Source organism: Campylobacter sp. 2018MI34 (assembly GCF_016598975.1).
GTDB lineage: Bacteria > Campylobacterota > Campylobacteria > Campylobacterales > Campylobacteraceae > Campylobacter_D.
This window is the reverse complement of sequence record NZ_JAENKS010000011.1, coordinates 20,704-44,676: the sequence shown is the minus strand read 5'-3', so window position 1 is coordinate 44,676 and position 23,973 is coordinate 20,704. Positions and strand designations below refer to the sequence as shown.

Sequence of the window (23,973 nt, the reverse complement as noted above, 5' to 3'; positions counted from 1 at the left end):
TCCTTAGAAATTTTGTTTTAAAAAATTTAAAAGTTCTTTTAAAGAAAAAAAACTTTTAAAATAATCTTGTTTTAATATATGTTCATTTACAAGAAATAAATTTTTAACTCCTGCATTTACTCCCGCTTGCATATCGCTAAGATTATCTCCTATAAAAATGGAATTTTCCATATCTATATCAAATTCATCTTTAGCTTTTAAAAGCATACCTGGTTTTGGTTTTCTACATTCGCAATTTTCCAAATGTGGACAATAATATATTTTTGAAATTTTTATATCTTGCTTAATGAATTCCTCTAAAACAAAATTACAAAGCTTTAAAAAATCTTCTTCCTTATAATAACCCCTTGCAATACCTGATTGATTAGTTATTATAAAAATTAAATAATCCTTTAAAAAAAAATACTTACAAAGATCAAAAATTTCATTATAAAATTCAAAATCTTCTATCTTATGAACATATTTTTTATCTACATTAATAACACCATCTCTATCTAAAAACAACGCTTTTCTTTTCATAAAAAGCATTATAATATAGCTTTTTTAAAATAAACATTTATTTTATAAAATCTTTAAGAAATTTATTAAAAATTAAAGATATAATATTCCTTACCTAAAATAACAAGGAGTTAAAATGAAAAAATTGCTAGCAATTTCTACTTTAGTGTGTCTTGGGGTTTCTGCTTATGCAGCTGATGGTGCTACACTCTTTAAAAAATGTGCTGTTTGTCACGGAGCAAAAGCTGATAAAGTTTACTTAGGAAAAGTTCCAGCTCTTACATCTTTAAGCTATGAGGAAAGATCACAAGCTTTAAAAGAATATCAAGCAGGAACAAGAAATAAATTTGGACAAGGTGCTATTATGAAGCTTCAATTAAAAGGTTTAAGTGAAGCTGATCTTGAAGCTATTGATAAATATATTGATACTTTAAAATAATCTGCATAATTTTTTAAGAAAGCTTTTTTTGCTTTCTTAAAGCTTCTTCTTTTCTTTTTTGTAAATTTATTATATCGTTTAAAGCTTCTTCATCATCGTTTAAAGTAATAAATTTATACTCATCGTCAAATTGTTTATTTTTTATTGCCCATAAAAAAGTGGCAAGAATTATAAAAAAGGTTAGCAAAGAGACTCCTATCATTAATGTTATTACATTACTCATTATTTAATCCTTAAAGCATTTAATATAACTATTATACTACTAAAAGACATAGAAAGTGCTGCGATTAAAGGATTAATAAGCCCTAAAAAAGCTAAAGGAATAGTTAAAGCATTATAAAATAAAGAAAAAAATAGATTTTGTTTTATAATTTTATAGGTATTTTTAGAAAGCTTTAAGGCTTTTATTAAGGAAAATAAATCATTTTTTAATAAAAGCACATCACTGCTTTGAATTGCTAAATCACTTCCTTGTTTTAAAGCAATAGAAACACTAGCGTTTTTTAATGCTAAAGCATCGTTAATACCATCTCCAACAAATAAAACTTTATATTTTTGATTTAAATTTTCAATAACTTTCATTTTATCTTCAGGCAAACAAGAAGCTTTGTAATTAGTTATTTTAAGCTCTTTGGCGATTTTTTCCACTGCATAATGATTATCTCCACTTAATATCATCGTTTCAATCTTATGATCATATAAATAAGCTATAAGTTCTTTAGTCCCTTCTCTTAAAATATTTTCAAATTCAAAATAAGCAAATATTTTTTGATTTTTAGCAAAAATAAAATGAGTATTTTTAAACTCTTTAACTTCAATACCATTTTCTCTTAAAAAATAATAATTTCCCCCTAAAAATAAATCATTATTCAAATTTGCTTTTAATCCTCTTGCTTGGATATTAAAAAGTTCTTTAAAATCTAATTTTTTATAAACAATACCTTGAGCTTCAAAAAATTTAGCAATACTTTTTGATACAGGATGATTAGAAAGCTTTATAAAGCTATAAAATTCCTCTTTATCTATTTTATCATCTAAATAAAAATTACTAATTTTTAATTCATTATTTGTTAAAGTTCCTGTTTTATCAAAAACAGCCATATTAATTTTACTAAGATCTTCAATAGTGCTAGAATGTTTAAAAATAATATGCTCTTTTAAAGATTTTCCTAAAGCAACAAGTGTGCTAACAGGAGTTGCTAAAGCCAAAGCACAAGGGCAAGCTATAATTAAAACTGATATAGCATTTACAAGGCTTAACTCTATATTAGTATCTTTTAAAAAAAACCAAAAACAAAAACAAGCAAAAGAAAAAAACAAAATAACAGGTGAAAAATATCCAGAAATTTTAGACACTAAGCTTTCAAGTTTAGCCTTTTTAGTACTAGCTAATTCAAGAAGTTTTATAATAATTGCAAGCTTAGAATCTTTATAAAGTTTAGTTGCTCTATATTCTATGCTACCATCAAGCACTATACAAGCAGAATTTAACTCATCATTTTGTCTTATTAGCAAAGGAGTATTTTCACCATTTAAAGAAGAAGTATCAAGACTTGCTTCACCTCTAATGCAAACACCATCAATTAAAATTTTATCACCGCTTCTAATCAAAATAATATCATTAAGTTTAACCTCATTGGCTGATTTTGGTTTAAACTCTTTACCATTAAAAACTAAAACTTCATTTTTCAAAAATGCATTTAAACCATCTATAGTATCTAAGGCTATTTTTTTACTCAATACTTGAAGATATTTCCCAATAAAAACAAAACAAACAATCATAGCAACAGAATCAAAATAAACCTCGCCCACTCTAAAAAACATAGCCCACAATGAATACAAAAAAGCTAAACTTGCTCCACTAATTACTAAAGTATCCATATTAACTTTTTTATTTTTAATTGCTCTAAAAGCATTTTGATAAAAACTTGAACCTGTATAAAAAAGAACAGGAAAACAAAGAATAAACTCAGCAAAATTTAAAATATCTTTTATATCCTTATCCATTCCTGTAAAAAATCCTGCATATTTTGCTATAGCTATCCACATAATATTCATAACACAAGCAATAGCCACAATAAGTTTAGAATAAAATTCCCTCTTTATTAAATTTGCTTTTTGTTCTGTTTTAGTAGGATCGTAAGTACTTGCTTTATAACCTATACTTTCTATTAAATTTAAAATATCTTTTAAATTAATAATATCTTGATCAAAAACAATTCTAGCCTTATGAGTAAAATGATTAATATCAAGTTCTAAAATTCCTTGTTGCTTAATTAAAATTTTTTCATTAAGCCAAATGCAAGCTGCACATTCTATTCCATATAATACAAGATAAACCTCGCTAAAACCTTCTTTGGTTTTATTAATAAACTCATCATAACTTTTAAAGCCATTTTGATTTGAAACTGGTTTTAAAGTTTTATCTCCTAATTTTTTATAAAATTCATCTAAACCATTCTCATATAAAATTTCATAAACACTTTGACAACCTTTGCAGCAAAAAAAGAGATCGTTTTTTTTTATCATTTGATTTTCTTGAAAATTTAATCTACAATGTGCACATTTCATAGCTATTCTTTCATAAAATTTAGTTTTGTTATTATAAACAAATTTGACAAAAAGTATATTTTTTTATTAAAATCATGCTTTACAAAAATTCTTCTTAAAATCTACGAGGGCTTATGGAAAAAGAAAAAAAACAGCATCAAAGAACGCATATTCCTGTAGAAGGATATAAAATTGAAGATCTAAAACTACTTGATCTTGAAAGTCTTGTTAAAATAGCCAATGAATGCGAAATAGAAAATCCACGCGAATTTCGTCGTCAAGAACTTATGTTTGAAATTTTAAAAGCACAAACCAAAAAAGGTGGTTTTATTCTTTTTACAGGTATTTTAGAAATATCTTCTGAAGGTTATGGTTTTTTACGTGGAATGGATGGAGATCTAAGTGATAGTGTTAATGATGCTTATGTTTCAAATTCACAAATTCGCAAATTCGCTCTTCGTGTTGGAGATATAGTTACAGGACAGGTAAGAGAACCTAAAGATCAAGAAAAGTATTATGCTTTATTAAAAATTGAAGCTATAAACTATATGCCTTTACAAGAGGCTAAAGAAAGACCTCTTTTTGATAATCTTACTCCTATTTTTCCAACAGAAAAAATAAAATTAGAATACGATAGTATGAAATTAACAGGGCGTGTTTTAGATCTTTTTACCCCGATAGGAAAAGGACAACGCGGACTTATAGTAGCACCTCCTAGAACAGGTAAAACAGAACTTATGAAAGAATTAGCAGCAGCTATTGCTAAAAATCATCCCGATATGCATTTAATTGTTTTACTAGTTGATGAAAGACCTGAAGAAGTAACTGATATGCAAAGATGCGTAAAAGGAGAAGTTTTTAGCTCTACTTTTGATTTACCTGCTTATAATCACGTACGCGTAGCTGAACTTGTGATAGAAAAAGCTAAAAGAATGGTTGAAATGGGTAGGGATGTGATCATTTTACTTGATAGCATTACAAGACTTGCAAGAGCTTACAATACTGCTACTCCTAGCTCAGGAAAAGTTTTAAGCGGAGGAGTTGATGCCAATGCTTTACATAAACCAAAACGTTTTTTTGGAGCAGCTAGAAATATAGAAAAAGGAGGATCTTTAACTATAGTAGCTACTGCTTTAATCGATACGGGTTCAAGAATGGATGATGTAATTTTTGAAGAATTTAAAGGAACAGGAAATAGTGAAATTGTATTAGATAGAAATATTTCAGATAGAAGAATTTATCCAGCAATTAATATTATAAAATCAGGAACAAGAAAAGAAGAATTACTACAAAATCCAAGTGATTTACAAAAAATTTGGGCTATTCGTTCCGCTATTTCACAAATGGATGATATTGAAGCTCTTAAATTTTTATATTCTAAAATGTTAAAAACAAAAAATAACATTGAACTTTTATCTATAATGAATGAATAGTTTAAAAGAAAAACAAGTAATGAAAAAAATAGGTATTTTTTAAGTCAAATATGTATTTATTATATGCCTATCTTATTTTTTTATTTAATATTAAAATAAATTATAAATTTTTAGCTTTAAAAAAGAAACAAAATTTTATTATAAATCAAAAAATAATACATAATATGATAGCAAAAAAAGGTTTTATAAAGAGAGAAAAATGCTTCAAGCTTTAGCTATTAAATATAGACCAAAAACTTTTGATGAACTTATAGGGCAAAAAACTGTTAGCACTAGTTTAAAATACGCACTTGACAATCAAAGACTTGCTCACGCTTATCTATTTTCCGGCTTACGTGGAAGTGGAAAAACTTCAAGTGCAAGAATTTTTTCGCGTGCTTTAGTTTGTGATCAAGGGCCAAGTTCAAATCCTTGTGGAATTTGTAAGCAATGTTTAGCTGCACTTGAGGGTAAGCATATTGATATTATAGAAATGGATGCAGCAAGCAATCGTGGCTTAGAAGATATTCAAGCTTTAATTGAACAAACTAAATACACCCCGTCAATGGCAAGGTTTAAGATTTTCATTATCGATGAAGTTCATATGCTTACTTCTCAAGCTGCAAATGCACTACTAAAAACCCTAGAAGAACCTCCAAGCTATATAAAATTTATTTTAGCAACAACGGATCCTTTAAAATTACCAGCAACTGTTCTTTCAAGAACTCAACATTTTCGCTTTAAACAAATTTCTCAAAATGATATCTTTAATCATCTTAAAGAAATTCTTATGAAGGAAAATGTAAATTACGAAGATGAAGCTTTAAAATTTATAGCAAGAAGTGGTAATGGTTCTTTGAGAGATACTTTAACTTTACTTGATCAAGCTATTATCTTTTGTGAAAATAATATCAGTGTTACTAAAATTACTGATATGCTAGGTCTTTTGGATCCTTTAAAAATAAAAGAATTTTATAATAGCATTTTGAAAAAAGATGAAGGAAAAGTTTTTGAATTTTTAAAAGAATTTCAAGATTATGAAGCCTCAAATGTTATTGATGAAATGCTTTTTTATCTTAAGGAAAGTTTTTTTTCAAAAAGCACTGAATTTTCTACTTTAATTTATGAAAGATTCTTTAGGATACTCTCACGTGCTAAAAGTATAACTAGTGATGATGATGGATTTACACTTTGTGTTATGGCTTTTATGATGATGGAAGCAAGCTATTTAAAAGAAATTGATGAAAAAATTAATGAATTTAAAATTGATAATAAAAAAGAAGAAAATAATTACTTAAAAAGTTCCATGCAAGAAAATAAAAGCTCTATAGAACAAGACAACAATCATAAAAACCCTTATGAAATATTAACCGATCTTATCTATGATAGAGATTATGATCTTGGAGAATGCTTTAAAAAAAATACGAAATTTATAAATTATGAAAATGAAATTTTAGCCATTACTTCAAACGCACAAGGAGAAGATAGAGATAAGCTTAATAAGGGTTTTAAACTTATACAAGAGCTTTTTAAAACTAAATTTGGAGCAAATGCTAAGATTTCTGTACAAAAAGAAATTTTTATAGATGAAAGCAAGCTTCAACCTATTACTCAAGATTTATCAAATTCACAAAATAAAAAAATAGATATTAATTCGCAATTTGATGAATTTAAAAAAGACGCTAAAAAATTTGATCCTTTAGAGGATACTAAAAATGCTTTAAGAGATTGTTTTGGAGAACCTAAAATAGAGAATTAATTTATATTTTACAATAAAAAAATCTCTTATATTATTTAAATTTTCTCAAAAATAAAAAATAATAAAATTTATATTTAGCCTTAAAGCTAAATATTTTTTAATCTTAAAGAGTTTAAAACAACAGCTATAGAACTAAAGCACATAGCAAGAGCTGCAAGATGAGGGTTTAAAGTGATATAAGGCACAAAACCAGCTGCTATAGGAATACAAAGAGAATTATAAAAAAAGGCCCAAAAAAGATTAAGTTTGATTATATTTCTAGTTTTATGAGAAATTTTAAAACAATAATTAATTAATCTTAAATCATCTTTTATTAAAATAAAATCTCCTGATTCTTTTGCCAAATCATTTGCTTTAGCAAAACTAATGCCAATATCCGCTAAATTTAAAGATGGAGCATCATTTATACCATCTCCAACAAAAACTATAGGATTTTTGTTTTGTTTTTTTTGTATAAAATTAAGCTTTTCATCTGGTTTTAAACTTGCATAAAATTCGTCAATGCTTAATTCTTTAGCTATTTGTTTAACACTTTTTTCATTATCCCCACTTAAAATAATGCTATGAATTTTTTTCTGTTTTAAAGATAATATAAGTTCTTTTGCCTCCTGTTTTAAAGTGTTGCTTAAACACACTCCGCCTAAACATTCTTTATCTTTAGCAAAATACACATAAACAGGTGCTTTATCTAAAAATTTTTCAAAAAATTCTTTAGTTTTAGATATATCAACACCCTTTTCTTGTAAAAATTCTTCATTTCCTGCGAAATAAATAGCATCTTCTCCTTGATACTCTAAACCTTTTCCAATATGCATTTTAACTTCACCTTTTAAGCAAGTGTTTAAATTTAAATTTTTAGAAATAGCTTTTGCTATAGGATGAGAACTAAAACTTTCTATTTGTGCAAGTAAATTAAAATTTTCTTCACTAAGATTATGCTTATAAATTTTAAGTTTATCTTCAGTTAAAGTGCCTGTTTTATCAAAAACTATCTCTTTAATTTGATTTAAATTCTCTAAAGCACTAGGATTTTTAATCAAAATAGATTTTTTAGCAGCATTTGCTAAAGCTACCACTATAGCAATAGGTGTTGCAAGTCCTAAAGCACAAGGACAAGAGATTAAAATAACAGCACAAGCATATAAAAAAGCTTCATTAAAACCTGATTTTAAACTCCAAAAAATAAAAACTATACTTGCGATAATTATAATAAAACCCACAAAATAAGCTGAAATTTTATCAACTAAAGTCGCAATAGGTGTTTTAATATTGCCTGCTTTAAAAATAAGATCTTTAATTTGTTCTAAAGTGCTATCCATAGCCTTTTTGCTTACCCTAATTTTTAAAAAACCATTTAAAACTATACTTCCTGCACTAACTTCGCTATCTTTTTGTTTTAAAACTGGTAAAAATTCTCCTGTTAAAAAACTTGCATCAAGCTCAGCTTTACCTTCTATAACTACACCATCAGCAACTATACTTTCACCTTCTTTTACTATAAGAATATCATCAACTTTAACAAAAGAACTTGAAATTTCTTTAAGTTCATCATTAATTAAAATTTTAGCTTTTTTTATACTGAGACTATTAATTTTTTTTTGATAATCTTGAGCTTTAAATTTTACATATTCTTCTAAAAGTTTTCCAAACAAAACAAAACTTATAATCATGCTTGCACCACTAAAATACAGATGTTCATCTTTTTCAAAAATCTTAAAATATACGAGCAAAGAATACACAAATGCCATAAAAGAACCCAAAGCTACTAAAGTATTCATATCTAAATTTTTATATTTTAATCCTTTAATGGCATTGATAAAAAAAACTCTCCCGCAATAAAAAATAGCAAAAATACTAATTAACAATTGCATATCTTTAAAAAAAGAATTCTTTACAAACATTTCAAAATACATAATCAAAATACTCAAAATTGCACTTAAAAAGAAATTAAGTTTCATTTTAGAAAATTGCTTAAGTTTATATTTCTCTAAATCTTGTTCTTCATCTAAAATTTCATATCCTAAATTTTTTATTTTTTTAAAAAGTTCATTTTTTACTTTTTCATTTTCAATCAGAAAAACACCACTTGAATTTACATAAGAAATACTTGCATCTTTAATACCTTCGATTTTTTTACTTATCTTTTCAATAGAATTAGCACAATTAACACAAGTCATTTTTCCTATTTTGATTTTTAATTCTTGCATTAAAGCTCCTCTAAAATCTCAAAACCTAAATCTTTCATTTCTTTTTTAAAATCTTCTATTTTTTCTTTATTGATATTAACTACAACAACTCTTGGTGTAACATTTAAATCAACTTCTATTTTTCCAAATTCATCCTCTAAAGAATTTTTAATTAAATTTGCACAATTTTGACAATTGATATTAGCAACTTTAAATTTCATTTTAACTCCTTAATGGTTGTATAGTAATATGTCCTATTTTAAATTTTTCTAAAAGAATTTTAGATATTTTTTTATAAATTTCTTCAAATTCATCTAAATTATTTATAGAAAGTTTTAAATGCATAAAAGCAACAAACATTTCATTTGTAATTTCTATAATATGCAAATCTACCACTTCTAAAATTTCATTATATTCTAATAAAGTTGTTTCAACATCTTTTATATCTACAGGAGAGCTTTCAAGCAAAATATTAATACTTTGTTTTAATAAGGAAATAGACCATTTTAAAAGCAATAAAGATAATATTATAGCCAAAATCGTATCAATATAAACAATCCCTGTAAAATAAACTATAATTCCACCGATTACAACACATAAAGACCCAAATAAATCACTTAGCATATGCAAAAAAGCTGATTTCATATTGATATTATCCAAATTTGCGTATTTAAACATCATAAAACCATTAATCGCATTGACCAAAAGTCCAATAAATGCTACTATAATCATAGTTTTTGCATCAATTTCTACTGGATTTAAAAGTTTATTTATAGCTTCATATATAATAAAAATTGCTGAAAAAATAATACTTAAAGCATTAATAAATGCTACTAAAATTTCAAGTCTAAAATATCCAAATGTTTTTTGCTTGTTTTTAAAATTTTGAACAGCAATGATAGCTATATAACTAAGAAATAAAGCAAAAACATCAGAAAACATATGCAAAGTATCGCTTAAAAGTGCTAAAGAATTTGAAAGCAACGAATAGATAAATTGCACAATCATCATAGAACCTGTCATAAACAAAGAAATCATTAAAATTTTTTTATCTGTATTTCTTGCATCAAAATGAGAGTGATGCTCATGATTATGCTCGTGAGTGTGAGAACAAAAATTTGTTTTTAATAATGGCTTATGTAAAAGATATTCTTTCATTTTTCTCCTTATTTTTCCATATAATTATAAATATGACCATATAAAGTTTTAACTTTTATAGTCTTAAAACCCATTTTTTCATAAAGACTTTTTGCCTTTTTATTATGTTCTTCAACAATTAAAGAAAGTTTTTTATTTTTTTCTAAAGCTTTCTTATAAGCGTATTCTATAAGTTCTTTAGCTATACCCCTGCCTCTTGCTTTTTCTTCTACGCTTATACTATCAAGATAAAATTCATTTTCACATTCTTTTAAGACCTTTTTATTTAAAGGATTTAAATTCTCATTTAAAGGTTTATCAAGTTCATCGGCTAAAGCTCCATCATAGCAACAAAGTGCTGCTAAAATTTCTTTATTTAGCTCATATATATAAATATTTTTATAGCTTAAACGATTATTTTCTTTCTCATAAAATTTACAAAGCGTATTAATAGCTTGATCATAATCATTACAACCACTTAAATGATATATCATATCATCCATAGCTTTTGCTAATAAAATTATAACTTTTCTTGCCTCTTCTTTTTTAGCCTTGCGAATCATTCTTAACCTTTTAAAAACAAATTTAGAGATATTAGTTTATACTTTTATCTTTAAAAAAATATAAGAAAGCGAGAATTATGGGACGAGCATTTGAATACCGCAGAGCTTCAAAAGAAGCAAGATGGGATAAAATGAGCAAACTTTTTCCTAAGTTAGCAAAAGCAATACAAGTTGCCGCAAAAGAAGGTGGAATAGATCCTGATATGAATCCTAAATTAAGAAGTGCTATTGCTACAGCAAAAGCCAATAATATGCCAAAAGATAATATTGATGCAGCAATTAAAAGAGCGAGCGGTAAAGATAGCGCTGATATTAAAAATATCCACTATGAAGGCAAAGCTCCTCACGGGGCTTTAGTTATAGTTGAATGTATGAGTGATAATCCTACTAGAACGGTTGCAAATGTTAAAGCAATTTTTAGTAAAAATGGTGGAGAAATTTTACAAAATGGGTCTTTAGGTTTTATGTTTTCTAGAAAAGCAGTATTTCATCTTGAAAAATTTAGTGGTGATTTGGAAGAACTTGAACTTGATTTAATAGATTCTGGACTTGAAGAACTTGAACAAAATGATGAAGAATTAGTAATCAGTGGAGATTACACCTCTTTTGGAGAGTTAAGTACTGCTATAGAAGCTAAAGGTTTAACTCTTAAAAAAGCAGGACTTGAGTATATCCCAAATAATCCTATAGCTTTTAGCGAAGAACAACTTTTAGATATAGAAAAACTTCTTGATAAACTTGATGATGATGATGATGTTCAAGCTGTATATACAAATATAGAATAAGGAGAGAAAATGCTTAAAACAATAGATACAAGCAAAGTTGAAGAATATAAATTTGCTCTTATAAAAACCGAAAAAGGGGTAATGAAACTTAAGCTTTTTGGAGATGAGACTCCTCAAACAGTTTGTAATTTTGCAAATTTAGCAAATGAAAATTTTTATAAAGATTTAACTTTTCATCGCGTAATATCAGATTTTGTTATACAGGGGGGTTGTCCTAATGGTACAGGTACAGGCGGACCTGGATATGAGATAGCTTGCGAATGCGATAATCAAAAACATAAACACGAAAGAGGGAGCTTATCTATGGCTCACGCTGGGCGTGATACAGGTGGATCACAATTTTTTATTTGCCATAGCCCACAACCTCATTTAGATGGAGTACATACTATTTTTGGACAAATTGATAAAGATGATAAAGAAAGTTTAAAAGTCTTAGACTCTATTAAACAAGGAGATAAGATTATAAATATTAAAATTTTAAAAGAAATAAAATAATTTATCTTTGCTTATTTTAAGCAAAGATAAAATTTCATAATAGTTTTGCTATATTTAATCCTATTAAAGCTACTATATAAGCACTTATACAAGTAAAGAGAAATAAATAAATTGTATATTTTGTTTTTCCACTTTCTTTTGAAAATACTATAGTTGCAGCAAAACAAGGATTGTAAATCATTACAAATAAAATAAAAGCTACAGCACTAGGAAAAGAGACACTTTTAGAAATAATACTTCTTAAATCTTGACTATTTTCATCAATATCATCCCCTAAAGAATAAAGAACTCCCATTGTAGAAATCATAGTTTCTTTAGCAGCTAAACCACTCACTAGAGCAACACTAAGTCTCCAATCAAAATCTAAAGGAGTAAAAACAGGCTCTATTGCTTTACCAAATTGACCAAGATAACTTTGCTCAACAACTGCTTCATTTCGTTCTTCATCTAAACCTTGAACCCTTTCTCTTGGAAAATTACTAGCAAACCATATAAATAAAGATGCCAAAAGTATAAAGGTTCCTGCTTTTTTAAGATAAGCTTTAGCTTTATTAATAACCATAAAAGCAACCAAACTCCAATTTGGCATACGATATTTTGGTACTTCCATAACAAAAGGTTCATTTAATCCTTTAAAAGCGGTAATTCTTAAAAGTTTTGCTGCAAAAAGACCTAAAATAGCACCCAAAATATAAATTCCAAATAAATAATTTCCAGCCTTATCACTTGAAAAAAAGGCTCCTATAAATAAAACATATACAGGCAAACGTGCCCCGCAACTCATAAAATTAATAACAAAAAGAGTTAAAAGTCTATCTTTTTTATTTTTTAATGTTCTAGTTGCCATAAAAGCGGGCACAGAACAACCAAAACCTGTGATAAGCGGAATAAAACTTTTTCCATGTAAGCCAAATTTATACAAAATACCATCAAGTAAAAAAGCAACTCTAGCCATATAACCAGTTGTTTCTAAAAGTCCAATTCCTAAAAATAAAATAATAATATTAGGTAAAAATAATACAACAGCGCCTACTCCATTTATAACTCCATCACTTAAAGCTGAAGCGAGTAAAGGATTGGATATATGTTCTTTACAAAAATCACCCAACATACCAAAACCTTCTTCAATATAATCCATAGGAATTTGCCCTAAAGTAAATGTAAGTTGAAATAAAAACCACATTAAAAATAAAAATATAGGTAATCCAAAAAAGTGATGAATTAAAATTTTATCTATTTTTTTACTTAAAGGACTAAAATTTGAAGATTTTACTATAATTTGAGAATATACATTACTTGCATATTGTATTAAATTTTCTTTTTGTATGCCATTTTGACAAAAATGTGAATAAAAATCACTCTTAACTCTAAATTTACTCTCATAAAGCAATACAACTTTTTCAAGTAAAAGATCTAAATTTTCCTTAGTTTTAGCACTTACTTGTAAAGCTGGTATTTTAAATAATAAATTAAGTTTTTTAATATCAATCTCAATGCCTTCTTTTTTTGCTTCATCGCACATATTTAATGCAAGAAGCATTTTTTTATTTAACAATAAAAGCTCAGAACTTAAAATAAGATTTCTTTCCAAATTTGTAGCATCTAAAACATTTATTATAATATCATATTGCTCATGATCTAAAAAATAGCGTGTAATTTTTTCTTCTTCACTATAACCATCAAGAGCATAAGTACCAGGCAAATCTATAATTTCAATTTCATAATCTTTATAGAAAGTTTTTGCACTCGCCTTTTCTATAGTAACTCCACTAAAATTTGCCACCTTCATATTTGCTTTACAAAGCTTATTAATAAGCAAACTTTTTCCAACATTTGGTTGTCCTACCAAAGCAACTTTTATTTGTTTCATGCTAATTGTACCTCGATTGTTTCTGCTTCACTTGAACGTAAAATTACACAAGTTGTTTCAAGTTCTATCATAATAGTAGCATTCTTCAAAGAAGATCGTATCTTAGTAAGATTCTTATTTTTTGTAAATCCAAAACTCAAAAGTCTATTTAATAACTCTTTATCGGCATTTATATTTTTGACAATAGCCTTTTGACCATCTTTTAACTCATTAAGATTCATAATGACTTCCTATATAAATGATAATTGATATCAATATTATAGTAATAATGCTTAAATAAAGTTAAATTTTTAAAAAATATAAAATAAATTTTTAAAAAATAAACTATAAAATAAGTATTTTAATATCTAAATATAAAGATTAATTTTAACTTCATTTTATTTTTATAAATCAAATAAAATCATTTATCTAATTGATAGTTTTTCTCTACATTCTTTTATATATTTTTTAAGATTATCTTCTTTTATAAGAGCTTCTCTCATACAAATACCAGCTATATTTAAATTCTTAAATTCAGAAATATTATTAAGATTAATACCTCCTATAGCATAAAGAGGAATTTTACTAAATTCAAGCAAATCTTTTAAAAATTCCAAGCCCCTAGGAGCAAGTTCGATTTTACAAGAACTTTCAAAAATATGTCCTACAAAGGCATAATTTACTTTAAAATTCATAGCCTCTAAAAGTTCTTCTTTACTATGCACAGAAGTTCCTAAAATATGAAAATATCTTACAATTTTTGGATCTTTTCTTAATAAGCTAAGCGGGGTATGAAAATATCTATGCCCTAATTTTAAACACTCTCTATCAAAAAAATGCAAAAAACAAGTAACTTTTTCTTTAGCACAAATAGCTAAAACTTCTTTAGCTAAATCGTAATACTCAAATTCACTAAGATCTTTTTCTCTTAAAACTATGGCATCAATTTTAGCTTTTGCAAGTTTTTCGATATATTTTAAAAAATCACCCTCAATACATTTTCTATCACTAATAGCAATAATTTTTTTATCCCACATAGATACTATCACTCATCACAGCCTGTAAATTTGATTTTTTAAGCATAGTTAAAATTTCATTTATACTTCTTTTATCTGAAATCTCAAATTGCTCATCTCCTTTTTTATTACCCTGATGCTCACCTATCCCCACGCTTACTCCAGCACTCATTTTGTTTGCTCCAAATTTCACTACCTCATCTCTAAAGCCTTTTCTTTCACGACTTGAAATAACAATTGTTGCATAAGGCAAAAAAATCCTATAAGCACAAAGAACTTGAAAAAGTCTTTTTTCGCTGACATCTTTTGAATCTATTTTAGCATTATTAATTATAGGTCTTAAACGCGGAATCGAAAGAGAAATTTCAGCCCACGGATATCTTTGTTGTAAAAAATGTGCATGGAGAGCTGTAGCAAGTGCATCTTTTCTAAAATCATCAATTCCTAAAAGTGCCCCAAAAGCAACTCCTCTCATACCTGCTCTTAAAGCTCTTTCTTGTGCATTAAAACGATAAGGAAAAATACGTTTTTCACCATCTAAATGAATTTTAGAATATTTTAAAGGATTATAAGTTTCTTGAAAAATAGTTACATAATCACAGCCATTTTCATGTAAAATTTTATACTCATCTTCATTTAAAGCATAAATTTCAACTCCTACAACCTTAAAATATTCTCTAGCTATTTTACAAGCACGAGCAATATATTCTACGCTTGCAAATTCTCTGCCTTCACCTGTTAATAATAAAATTTCTTGTAATCCACTTTTAGCAATTGCTTGCATTTCTTTATGAATTTCATCTTCATTAAGTTTTGCTCTTGTAATTTTATTTCCTTTTTGAAAACCACAATAAACACATTTTGAATTACAATAATTTGACAAATAAAGTGGAGTAAAAAGCGAAATCGCATTTCCAAAATATTTTTGCTTAATTTTGGCAGATTTTAAAGCAAGCTCCTCTATAAAGTCTTCTGCTGCACTTGAAAACAAGGCTTTTAGATTTTCTATGCTTAAATGCACGGAATTTAATGCATTTTTAACATCTTTAGCACTATATTTATTCTCATCATAAGCTTGAACCTCGCTTAAAACCTTGGTTAAAATTTCACTTTCTATCTTTCGCATATGAGGTAAGTACTCCATACAATCTTGCATCAATCAATCCCTTAAAAAGCCTGTTAATGGAGAACTTGCTTTAGCTTCACTTACACTTACTAAGCCTGCTAAATATCCCACTCTTCCTGCCTGAGTTGCCAAAGAAAAAGCTTTTGCCATTAAAGCGATATCTTTTGCTTCAGCTATGGCTGTATTTATCATCACTGCACTTACTCCCATTTGCATGGCTTCACAAGCTTGTGCAGGGGTTCCAATGCCTGCATCAACAATAATTGGTAAATCAATCTCATTAAGTAAAATTTGTATAAATTCCTTAGCACACAGGCCTTTATTACTCCCAATAGGTGCAGCTAAAGGCATAATAGCCGCAGCTCCTGCATCTCTCATAGCTCTAGCCGCATAAAGATCAGCATGCATATAAGGTAAAGGTGTAAAACCCTCTTTAGCTAAAAGCTCGCAAGCTTTAATTGTTTCATAATTATCAGGCAATAAATACTTACTATCACTTATTACTTCTATCTTTATAAGCTCTCCACAACCAAGTTCTCTTGAAAGTCTTGCTATACGCAAAGCTTCATTAGCGTTTCTTGCGCCTGAGGTATTGGGTAAAAGCGTGATATTTTTAGGAATAAAATCAAGTATATTTTCAACATTCCCTGTATAAGCTCTTCTTAAAGCTAAGGTAATAATTTCTACTTTTGCCTCATCAATAGCTGATTTTATAAGATCGAGTGAAAATTTACCTGAGCCTAATATAAAACGACTTTGAAATTCATATTTTCCTATCTTTAAAATATCATTCATCATTATTTCTCGCTAGAAGTTCTAAAACTAAATTAGCCTGATGAGCTGCGCAAATATTTACACGTGGAGCCATAAGTCCATTTCCTACTTTTGCCCCATTTATCAAATCTCCACAAACATAGAAATTTTGTGCTATTTTTCTTGTTTGTATGCTATTACTATCTCCATATCCTGCAAGACCTGAAGCACAAATTAAAGTTTTATCTGGAAAATATTTATGAAAATTTTGTGCTATCATAGCTTTTGCAAGTGCAGTATCAAAAGCCTCACAAACTATATTTATATCTTTAAATAAAAGCTTTAAATTATTTTCATCTATCTTCAAAGTGCAAATTTCAATACTAATATAAGGATTTATCTCATTAATTTGCTCTTTTAAAGCTTCGGTCTTAAATTTACCCAGATCACTTACACGATAAGCTTGACGATTAAGATTGCTAGGTTCTACTACATCAAAATCTATAAGTTTTAAATGCCCTATACCACTACGTGCAAGCATTATAGCTATATGTGATCCAAGTCCGCCAAGCCCACATACTGCTACACTTGCTTTTTTAAGTTTATCATGAAGCTTTGGAGTATGGCGTGATCTCATCATGGCGTCTAAAGCATCTTTAGGTGGCATAACATTTTTTTCTATACAAAAAAGCTCATCATTTTCATTTAAATTTATATTTTCCTTTGTTGCAAAGCCATTTACTATCCATACATCACTTTCATTTTTACTCACACTTTGAAAAAAATCTAAAGTATTTTTATACTCTGTTTCCAAAAACTCACCATTAAATTTTACTCTCATCAACCTCCCCCTACAAAGCTTACAATTTCAGCTTTATCATTTTCTTTTAAAATTAAATTTTCAAATTCGCTTTTGGATACTATTCTTCCATTTAATTCTAAGGCAATAAATTCTATTTTTAAATTTTTTTCTTTTAAAAAATCTATAAATTTAAGCTCTTTAAGATCAAATTTTTGTCCATTTATAATCATTTTAACTCTTTTAATTCTTAATATTAAAAAATAAATATTATTTAAAAATTTTCTACGAAATCTTTATAAACTAAACAAAGCTTTTCAAATTCTTCTACACTTACTCTTTCATTTACAGCATGGATTGTATCATTACACACGCCAAATTCACATACGCTTACACCAAACTCAGCTAAAAATCTCGCATCACTTGTACCACCTTTGGTATTAAATTTTGGAACTTGAGAAGTGATTTTTTGAACGCTTTGATTAATTTTTTGAACTATTTTATTATCACTTTTGGTTAAAAAAGGTTTAGAGCTTTGACTTATCTTAAGCTCATAGTTTAACCCTTCACAAATTTTTTCTACATAAGCTTTAACATCATCTATGCTTGTATCTAATGAATTTCTAACATTAAACATAATTTTTAAATCATTAGCCGTTACATTACTAACTTCTAGCCCCCCTCTAATATCTGTAATAACAATCTTTGAAGGATCAAATTCAGCACTTCCAGGATCCAGATCAAATCCGGCTAAAAATTTTAAAACTGGAGCAAAATCGTGTATAGGATTAATACATTTTTCAGGGTAAGCTACATGTCCTTGTTTGCCTTTTATAATAAGTGTCGCATTAATGGATCCACGACGCCCTATTTTAATAGTATCGCCAAAATGTTTATCACTTGTTGGCTCACCCACTAAAGCAAAATCAGGCAAAAGATTTTTCTCCTTCATAAAGTTAAGAAGCTCTAAAGTGCCATATTTTGCTTCACCTTCTTCATCGCTTGTAAGCATTAAAGAAAGTCTTGAACCATTAAATCTAGCTTCTTTTAAAGCATATACAAAAGCAGCCACGCCACTTTTCATATCTTGTGCTCCTCTTGCATAGATAAAACCATCTTTTTCTATAGGTTTAAAAGGATCGCTTTGCCAACCTTCTCCTGCAGGAACTACATCTATATGCCCACAAAAAGCTAAATGCTCACCTTCATCTTTAAATTTTTTTGTAAGCAAAAGATTTTTGATGCCTTCTTTTTCTATAAAAAAAGCTTCAAACTCACTTAATTCTAAGGCAATAAAATTTAAAGCTCCATCATCTTTTGGTGTAATAGATTTAAATTTTAAAAGCTCTATTAAAAATTCTTTTGCATTCATTTTTCATCCTATAAAAGTTTTATAAAGTAAATTTATAGCAAAATACTCTATGATTAAAGCTGAAATAATATTAATAATTTTAATAATCTTTGCACTAAAAAAATCCTTATATCTTGCCACAAAAAAAGATAGAGCAAAGATCCAAGAAAGTATAGCCACAATAAGACCAATTACCATAGCATTAGGATGACTTTCTTTTATGGCAATACCTGCAACACTAAGCCAAAATCCTATTACAAAAGGATTTAAACCATTTAAAAATACACCCTTTAAATAACTTTTAAACAAATTTTCTTTAAATTCTACATTTTTTAAATTTAAATCTTTATTTTTTTTCACAAGCATCAAAAAAGCCATATAGCTTAAAAAAACAAATCCAAATACAGCTAAAACCTTCATAAATATTGCATTATCTAAAAAGCCAATAAGTCCAAATTTTAAAAGAAAGAAATAAAGCATATCAACACTAAAAGCACCAAGGCCTACAGCTAAAGAATTTTTAAAAACTCTAAGAGCATAAGTTAAGATCAAAATATTTACAGGTCCAAAAGGAACACTTACCCCAAAACCCAAAATCATCCCATTTAACAAAGAATCAAACATTAGCTATCTTTCATAAATTCATCTATATCTTGTGCTATTTTCTCAATGGCACTTAAAATATTTTCTATATAAATTTTATCAAAAAATAACTCTAAATTTTCATCCTTTTCATAGATATTTAAAATACTTTTTTCACACATTCTTGCATACTCACCCACGGGCAAAACAGCTCCACTTGTCCCTATGCTTATAAAAAGTGAAGTTTGACTTAAAAGAGAATAAAGTGTGTTATAAGCTGGGGCTGCTTCCTCAAACATAACGATATTGTGTCTTAAATTTTCACTTTTGCATTTAGGGCATTTTTTATTTGCCATTAAATTATAAGCTATATTAAAAATTTCACCACATTTTAAACAACGAAGTTCAGGCAAAAAGCCATGTAAATGAATGACTTCTTTACACCCTGCACGCTCGAGCAAATCATCAACATTTTGCGTTAAAACAAAAAGATTTTTACCCCATTTTTCTTTTAATTTAGCAATTTGTTTATGGGCATAATTTGGTTTTACATTTGCAAGCTCTAGGCGTCTTGCATCATAAAAATCAAGCACTTTTTTGGGATTTTTTCTAAAGCCTGTTGCAGAGCAAATTTCCATCACATCATACTCATCCCAAAGCCCGCCATTGTCTCTAAAAGTTTTAAGCCCACTTGGAGCAGATAGCCCTGCTCCGCTTAATATCATAATGTTTTTCATCGCTAAACCTTATAAAATTTATGAAGTTTAGCGAAAAATGCTTTAAGAAAATAAATATTTTTGCAAGATTTTTTCTTTTTCTTTTTCTAATCTACTAAGCTCTATTTTATCTTCATTGACTTTTTTCTCAATCTTATCAATTATATCTGCTATTTGATCTTGAAAATCTAGAGAAGGGAGTTTAACTCTTAATGCTCTTATTCTATCTATTGAAGCTCTAAGTTTTCTTGAAAATCCTTGTTTTTTACCAGCTTCATTTAAAACAAAACTTATGTATTTAACATTTATTTTTGTATCATCAACCCTTAATACCCCACAATGATCAGTTGGATAAAACTTTCTATTTTTTGGCATAAAACCCACCATCCAATCTCCATCTATACCCCATAAAACAGAATCACTATCATAATCTGGCAAGATTTCTTTATCAATAAACCCAAATACCTCTAACACATTCGCACTATAAACAGGAATTTTCCCATTTTCAAGTAAATCACTATTTAAAATTCTTTTTCCAATGCTTAATTTAAAAATTGGATTTGATAAAGAATACTCTTTAATTGTTTTGTTAAATGCTAATAAAAATTCATTATCTAAATTTATTTCACACAAGTTATTAATTTTACTCAAAATAGAATTTAACTCATATTCTCCATTATCCTCTATAATACCGCATTTTTGAAGCATTGCTTTGATTAGGTTTTGATACTCTTCTATACTCATTCTTATTGTGTTATACTGCTCTTCTACCTTTTCACACTCTGCTACGATTTGTTTTTGAATTTCAAGCGGTGGAAGCGGGATTTTAGTATTTAATATTTGTGTCTTACCTAAATTAATCTGCAAGCCACCATATCCCTGTAATTTAAATTGTTTTTTTACTTCATTGCTTGATAATGCATATTTTAAATATTGAACTATTATTTTTTCACTAAAATTAAAAAGTTTACCCACTCTCTGATTTAACAAAAAATTTCTATTATTTTTATTTTTTACAATAGTAGGAACACCTAAAATATTCATAGCATTACCCATATCAGTCATAGCTATAATAACATCGCCGTCATTAAGTAGGTAGTCTTTATATTTATTATTAAAATTGTCGGGTAAATATTGAATTTTGTGTTCCGCATCAAATTCACCATTTGGTCTTATATTTCCCATTCTAATGAGCAGTGTGTTTGACTTTTCAACATAATCTGTTTTCTTAAATGCATAGCCATTAAATAAATCGCACACTTCCCCTAATCTCACCAACTCATACTTAGAATTCTTAAAAGGATTTAACTCATCTCTTGATTTTACGTTTAAATTTATAGCTTTATTAAATTCCACTTTTTCAAAATCCATCATATCAACAAGCCTTGCTTTTGTAGCATAAGTCTGTAATTCTTGCGGGATAACATCAAGCGTATTTAAAAAAGATTTGTAGATTAAAGTATTAAGCTTAGTCTCATTTTGCGGATTATCTCTTTCAAAAAGTGGGCTAAGATAAGGCTCATGCAATTCTTTTAAACCTTCATCGCCTTTTCTATTGCTCCACTCATAACCTAAAAATTTCTTTTGTTCTTTTATATCACTTGGGGATTTTATGATTAAGACTTCTTGATTAAGACTTAAGCAAAAATAAAGCAATTTATCCTTTTCAATTGCCTGAGCATAAGCTAAAAAGGCTTTATCTTCTAAATCTTGCTTATCTTTACTTTCTTTATAAATTTTAGATTCTTTAAGTTTTTTATAATCACTTGTTTGCCTAAATGCATTGCGATAATCTTTAAAGACTTCTAACTCTGCAAGATTAGAATCTAAGCTGCCATTTAAAAAATTGTTATAAAGCTCTTTATTAAATTTTCTAAAATCACAATACGCAGCTAGATAATTTTGAGAAAAGTTTTCATTGTCTTTTAAATTTTCAGCTTCTATACGCTCTTTGATTAAGCTATAATCTTGAGAAATTGATTCGTTTTCTTGCTTAAAAGTTTCTTTTTTACGTAAAAATAAAATAATTGTATTTGTCCCAGTCGCTCCAAAAGTACAGCTTCCAAGCTCAACAATAGCAATAAAATCAAAATTTTGAAACAATATTTCTCTTGTATTTTTATAAATAGAATCCTTATTTAAAATAGAGCTTGGCAAAATAATTGCAGCTTTTGCATTATCTTTTAAAATTTGATTTGCTCTTTCTATGAAAAAACATTCAATAGCATTATTTGTTTCTATGTTTATATCATCATTAAAAAGTTTATAAGTGTTTTTAGATTTATTACTTAAGGTTTCTAAAAATCCTTTTACAGAATAAGGTGGATTTGCTATAAGTAAATCAAAACTATTTGATTCTATTTGCGGTTTTGCTTTTTCTCCTTCTAGGTTGTTCGTATTTGCTAGTTCAAAAGAAGCAAGTGCATCAGCGTATAAAATATTAATTTCATTTTGTCCATACATTGCACTTGAAACCTTAGAAACCTTACTTAAACGATATTCTTTTTCAATACCATAAATATTTTTATAATGCTCTTTTAATTCTTCTTCTGTTAAATATCGCTTAAGCTCATTAGCATAGGTATTTAAAAAATGTCCAGCACCACAAGCATAATCAATCACTTTTAAAGCTTTAGAATTTTCGCTTAACATTGTTTGAAGTGGTAAAGAATACACGATAAATTCACAAATTTGTATAGGCGTAAAAAACTGGCCCTCATCTTGCTTCATACCTTTTTGCAAAAAAAGTTCAAAAAGATTGCCTAAAAATTGATTGGTAGAATTTTGAGTAAGCTTATAATTTGCAAAAAGCTCTACTATTTCTTTTAATACAAGTGCGTTTTTTAAGAATAATTCTTTATTATGCACTTCTAAAAATGCAAAATCATTATTTGAATAAAATTTCAATTCTTTGATGTAATTTTGCATTACCTCTTTTAAAGTTTTTATCTTTAATTGTTTAAAGTCTTTTTCTATATCTTCATTAGATACAAAGGTAATTTTTTCTCCTAAGAATTCTTTCATAGCTTCTTTATAAAGCCACATTAATCTATCTTGCATATTTGCATAAGTATCTGCCATTACACCAAAATATCCAAATTTGAGATTGTTTTTATTAAAAGTTTCATCATAAATTTTGCAAAGAAAAATATTTACAAGTTTATCAAATGCATTTTCCTTGCCTGATATATTATGCTTGCGTAAAATTTTTGCAAATTCGTGATATTTGCCTTCTTCTTTAAGTTCTTTAAGATTATCAAAAGTTGGAGTAATTTCTAAAATTTTATAAGCATTGACATTTGCTTCAAAAATACCTTGTTTAAAATATTGCAGTTCATAACTTTCTTTCCAAGCTTTAAAAAGTTCTATATTGTTATTAGATTTTTTATAAGAATTTTGTAATTCTTTTTCTTTTAGATATTCTTCGTTATCGTAAGCTTGTATGATGTAATTTTTATATTCTAACTTATCGCTAAAATCACTTGTATAAAGACAAAGATATTTTACACCTTTTTCTTGCTGAAAATAAGAAAAAAGCTGCCCACCATCTTCTTGCATTCTATTCCATTCTTTTATAAACTCACTATTTTTAAAATCTGTGGTTTTACATTCTATAATTAAATAAGGATTGTTTTCATTATCCTTTACTAAAATATCAGCCTTACCACCTTTTTTATCCCTGCCAATATTCCATTTTGGCTCTAACTCTAAATGTTCAGCCTTGTAGCCTTTTTCTAAAAGTCTATGCACACATTCAAAAACTACAAAATTTTCAGGGTGTGAAAAATTAGAAGTAGTTTTATCGTGAATCTTAATTTCTTTTGGGTAAATAATATTTTTATTTTTAAAATCTATAGAAAGTGTATATTTGCCAATTCTTTTTATATAAATTCCATCTTGCTCTAAAAAATTTAAACTCTCTAAAATTTCCTTTAAATTATCTTTTGTGATCATCTC

General features: G+C 27.5%; 23 protein-coding genes. 5 read left to right on the top strand and 18 right to left on the bottom strand.

The features are described from left to right. Positions 1-3: 3 nt before the first annotated feature. The gene (locus JG676_RS04435) at positions 4-528 is read right to left on the bottom strand and encodes an HAD family hydrolase (protein WP_306464878.1); all 525 of its coding nucleotides are present in this window, start codon (positions 526-528) and stop codon (positions 4-6) included. 106 nt (positions 529-634) lie between these two features. Here JG676_RS04435 and JG676_RS04430 point away from each other — a divergent pair, with 106 nt between their 5' ends. Further along, positions 635-937 (top strand): c-type cytochrome, encoded by a 303-nt coding sequence (locus JG676_RS04430; protein WP_200169605.1) that lies wholly within the window; start codon positions 635-637, stop codon positions 935-937. 13 nt (positions 938-950) lie between these two features. Here JG676_RS04430 and ccoS read toward each other — a convergent pair whose 3' ends face one another. Together ccoS and JG676_RS04420 are read right to left on the bottom strand one after the other, a co-directional pair. Continuing rightward, positions 951-1,160, bottom strand: coding sequence for a cbb3-type cytochrome oxidase assembly protein CcoS (gene ccoS, locus JG676_RS04425; protein WP_200217431.1), 210 nt, complete (start codon positions 1,158-1,160; stop codon positions 951-953). Further along, positions 1,160-3,508, bottom strand: coding sequence for a heavy metal translocating P-type ATPase (locus JG676_RS04420; protein ID WP_200217430.1), 2,349 nt, complete (start codon positions 3,506-3,508; stop codon positions 1,160-1,162). The genes ccoS and JG676_RS04420 overlap by 1 nt, the downstream gene beginning before the upstream one ends. Positions 3,509-3,621: 113 nt before the next feature. Between JG676_RS04420 and rho the strand changes: the two genes are divergently transcribed. Further along, positions 3,622-4,920 (top strand): transcription termination factor Rho, encoded by a 1,299-nt coding sequence (gene rho, locus JG676_RS04415; protein WP_200217429.1) that lies wholly within the window; start codon positions 3,622-3,624, stop codon positions 4,918-4,920. A gap of 199 nt (positions 4,921-5,119) precedes the next feature. After that, positions 5,120-6,658, top strand: coding sequence for a DNA polymerase III subunit gamma/tau (locus JG676_RS04410; RefSeq protein ID WP_200217428.1), 1,539 nt, complete (start codon positions 5,120-5,122; stop codon positions 6,656-6,658). 86 nt (positions 6,659-6,744) lie between these two features. On the opposite strand, the gene JG676_RS04405 is transcribed toward JG676_RS04410, so the two are convergent. Genes JG676_RS04405 through JG676_RS04390 form a run of 4 tightly spaced genes read right to left on the bottom strand, consistent with a single transcriptional unit; the run spans position 6,745 to position 10,544 of the window. Beyond that, positions 6,745-8,865 (bottom strand): cation-translocating P-type ATPase, encoded by a 2,121-nt coding sequence (locus JG676_RS04405; protein WP_200217427.1) that lies wholly within the window; start codon positions 8,863-8,865, stop codon positions 6,745-6,747. Continuing rightward, positions 8,865-9,065, bottom strand: a complete 201-nt coding sequence (locus JG676_RS04400) for a heavy-metal-associated domain-containing protein (RefSeq protein ID WP_200217426.1) — start codon at positions 9,063-9,065, stop codon at positions 8,865-8,867. Before JG676_RS04400 ends, JG676_RS04405 begins: the two co-directional genes overlap by 1 nt. 1 nt (position 9,066) lies before the next feature. Next, positions 9,067-10,002 (bottom strand): cation diffusion facilitator family transporter, encoded by a 936-nt coding sequence (locus JG676_RS04395; RefSeq protein ID WP_200217425.1) that lies wholly within the window; start codon positions 10,000-10,002, stop codon positions 9,067-9,069. A gap of 8 nt (positions 10,003-10,010) precedes the next feature. After that, the gene (locus JG676_RS04390; protein ID WP_200217424.1) at positions 10,011-10,544 is read right to left on the bottom strand and encodes an N-acetyltransferase; all 534 of its coding nucleotides are present in this window, start codon (positions 10,542-10,544) and stop codon (positions 10,011-10,013) included. A gap of 77 nt (positions 10,545-10,621) precedes the next feature. Between JG676_RS04390 and JG676_RS04385 the strand changes: the two genes are divergently transcribed. Next, positions 10,622-11,329, top strand: a complete 708-nt coding sequence (locus JG676_RS04385; protein ID WP_200169590.1) for a YebC/PmpR family DNA-binding transcriptional regulator — start codon at positions 10,622-10,624, stop codon at positions 11,327-11,329. A 9-nt stretch (positions 11,330-11,338) separates the two neighbouring features. Next, positions 11,339-11,824 carry a peptidylprolyl isomerase gene (locus JG676_RS04380; protein ID WP_200169589.1) on the top strand — a complete coding sequence of 162 codons (486 nt, stop codon included), beginning with the start codon at positions 11,339-11,341 and terminating at the stop codon, positions 11,822-11,824. 34 nt (positions 11,825-11,858) lie between these two features. Here JG676_RS04380 and feoB read toward each other — a convergent pair whose 3' ends face one another. The 11 genes from feoB to JG676_RS04325 form a co-directional block, all read right to left on the bottom strand. Continuing rightward, complete coding sequence (gene feoB / locus JG676_RS04375) at positions 11,859-13,694, bottom strand: ferrous iron transport protein B (RefSeq protein ID WP_200217423.1); 1,836 nt, start codon at positions 13,692-13,694, stop codon at positions 11,859-11,861. Next, positions 13,691-13,915, bottom strand: a complete 225-nt coding sequence (locus JG676_RS04370; protein WP_200217422.1) for a FeoA family protein — start codon at positions 13,913-13,915, stop codon at positions 13,691-13,693. The genes feoB and JG676_RS04370 overlap by 4 nt, the downstream gene beginning before the upstream one ends. A gap of 183 nt (positions 13,916-14,098) precedes the next feature. After that, positions 14,099-14,710, bottom strand: coding sequence for a thiamine phosphate synthase (locus JG676_RS04365; protein ID WP_200217421.1), 612 nt, complete (start codon positions 14,708-14,710; stop codon positions 14,099-14,101). After that, positions 14,700-15,845: a 2-iminoacetate synthase ThiH gene (gene thiH, locus JG676_RS04360; protein ID WP_200217420.1), complete on the bottom strand. Its 1,146-nt coding sequence runs from the start codon at positions 15,843-15,845 to the stop codon at positions 14,700-14,702. Before thiH ends, JG676_RS04365 begins: the two co-directional genes overlap by 11 nt. 3 nt (positions 15,846-15,848) lie before the next feature. Beyond that, a complete protein-coding gene (locus JG676_RS04355) occupies positions 15,849-16,613 on the bottom strand; it encodes a thiazole synthase (protein WP_200217419.1) in 765 nt (254 codons plus the stop codon). Continuing rightward, the gene (gene thiF / locus JG676_RS04350) at positions 16,603-17,412 is read right to left on the bottom strand and encodes a thiamine biosynthesis protein ThiF (RefSeq protein WP_200217418.1); all 810 of its coding nucleotides are present in this window, start codon (positions 17,410-17,412) and stop codon (positions 16,603-16,605) included. The genes JG676_RS04355 and thiF overlap by 11 nt, the downstream gene beginning before the upstream one ends. After that, on the bottom strand, positions 17,409-17,600 hold the full coding sequence (thiS, locus tag JG676_RS04345) for a sulfur carrier protein ThiS (protein ID WP_200217417.1): 192 nt from the start codon (positions 17,598-17,600) through the stop codon (positions 17,409-17,411). Before thiS ends, thiF begins: the two co-directional genes overlap by 4 nt. Before the next feature lie 41 nt (positions 17,601-17,641). Then, on the bottom strand, positions 17,642-18,739 hold the full coding sequence (gene dapE / locus JG676_RS04340; RefSeq protein ID WP_200217416.1) for a succinyl-diaminopimelate desuccinylase: 1,098 nt from the start codon (positions 18,737-18,739) through the stop codon (positions 17,642-17,644). 3 nt (positions 18,740-18,742) lie between these two features. Next, complete coding sequence (locus JG676_RS04335; protein ID WP_200169580.1) at positions 18,743-19,342, bottom strand: LysE family transporter; 600 nt, start codon at positions 19,340-19,342, stop codon at positions 18,743-18,745. Beyond that, positions 19,342-20,037 (bottom strand): NAD-dependent deacetylase, encoded by a 696-nt coding sequence (locus JG676_RS04330; RefSeq protein ID WP_200169579.1) that lies wholly within the window; start codon positions 20,035-20,037, stop codon positions 19,342-19,344. Before JG676_RS04330 ends, JG676_RS04335 begins: the two co-directional genes overlap by 1 nt. 42 nt (positions 20,038-20,079) lie before the next feature. Next, positions 20,080-23,970, bottom strand: a complete 3,891-nt coding sequence (locus tag JG676_RS04325; RefSeq protein WP_200217415.1) for an N-6 DNA methylase — start codon at positions 23,968-23,970, stop codon at positions 20,080-20,082. Positions 23,971-23,973: the final 3 nt, after the last annotated feature.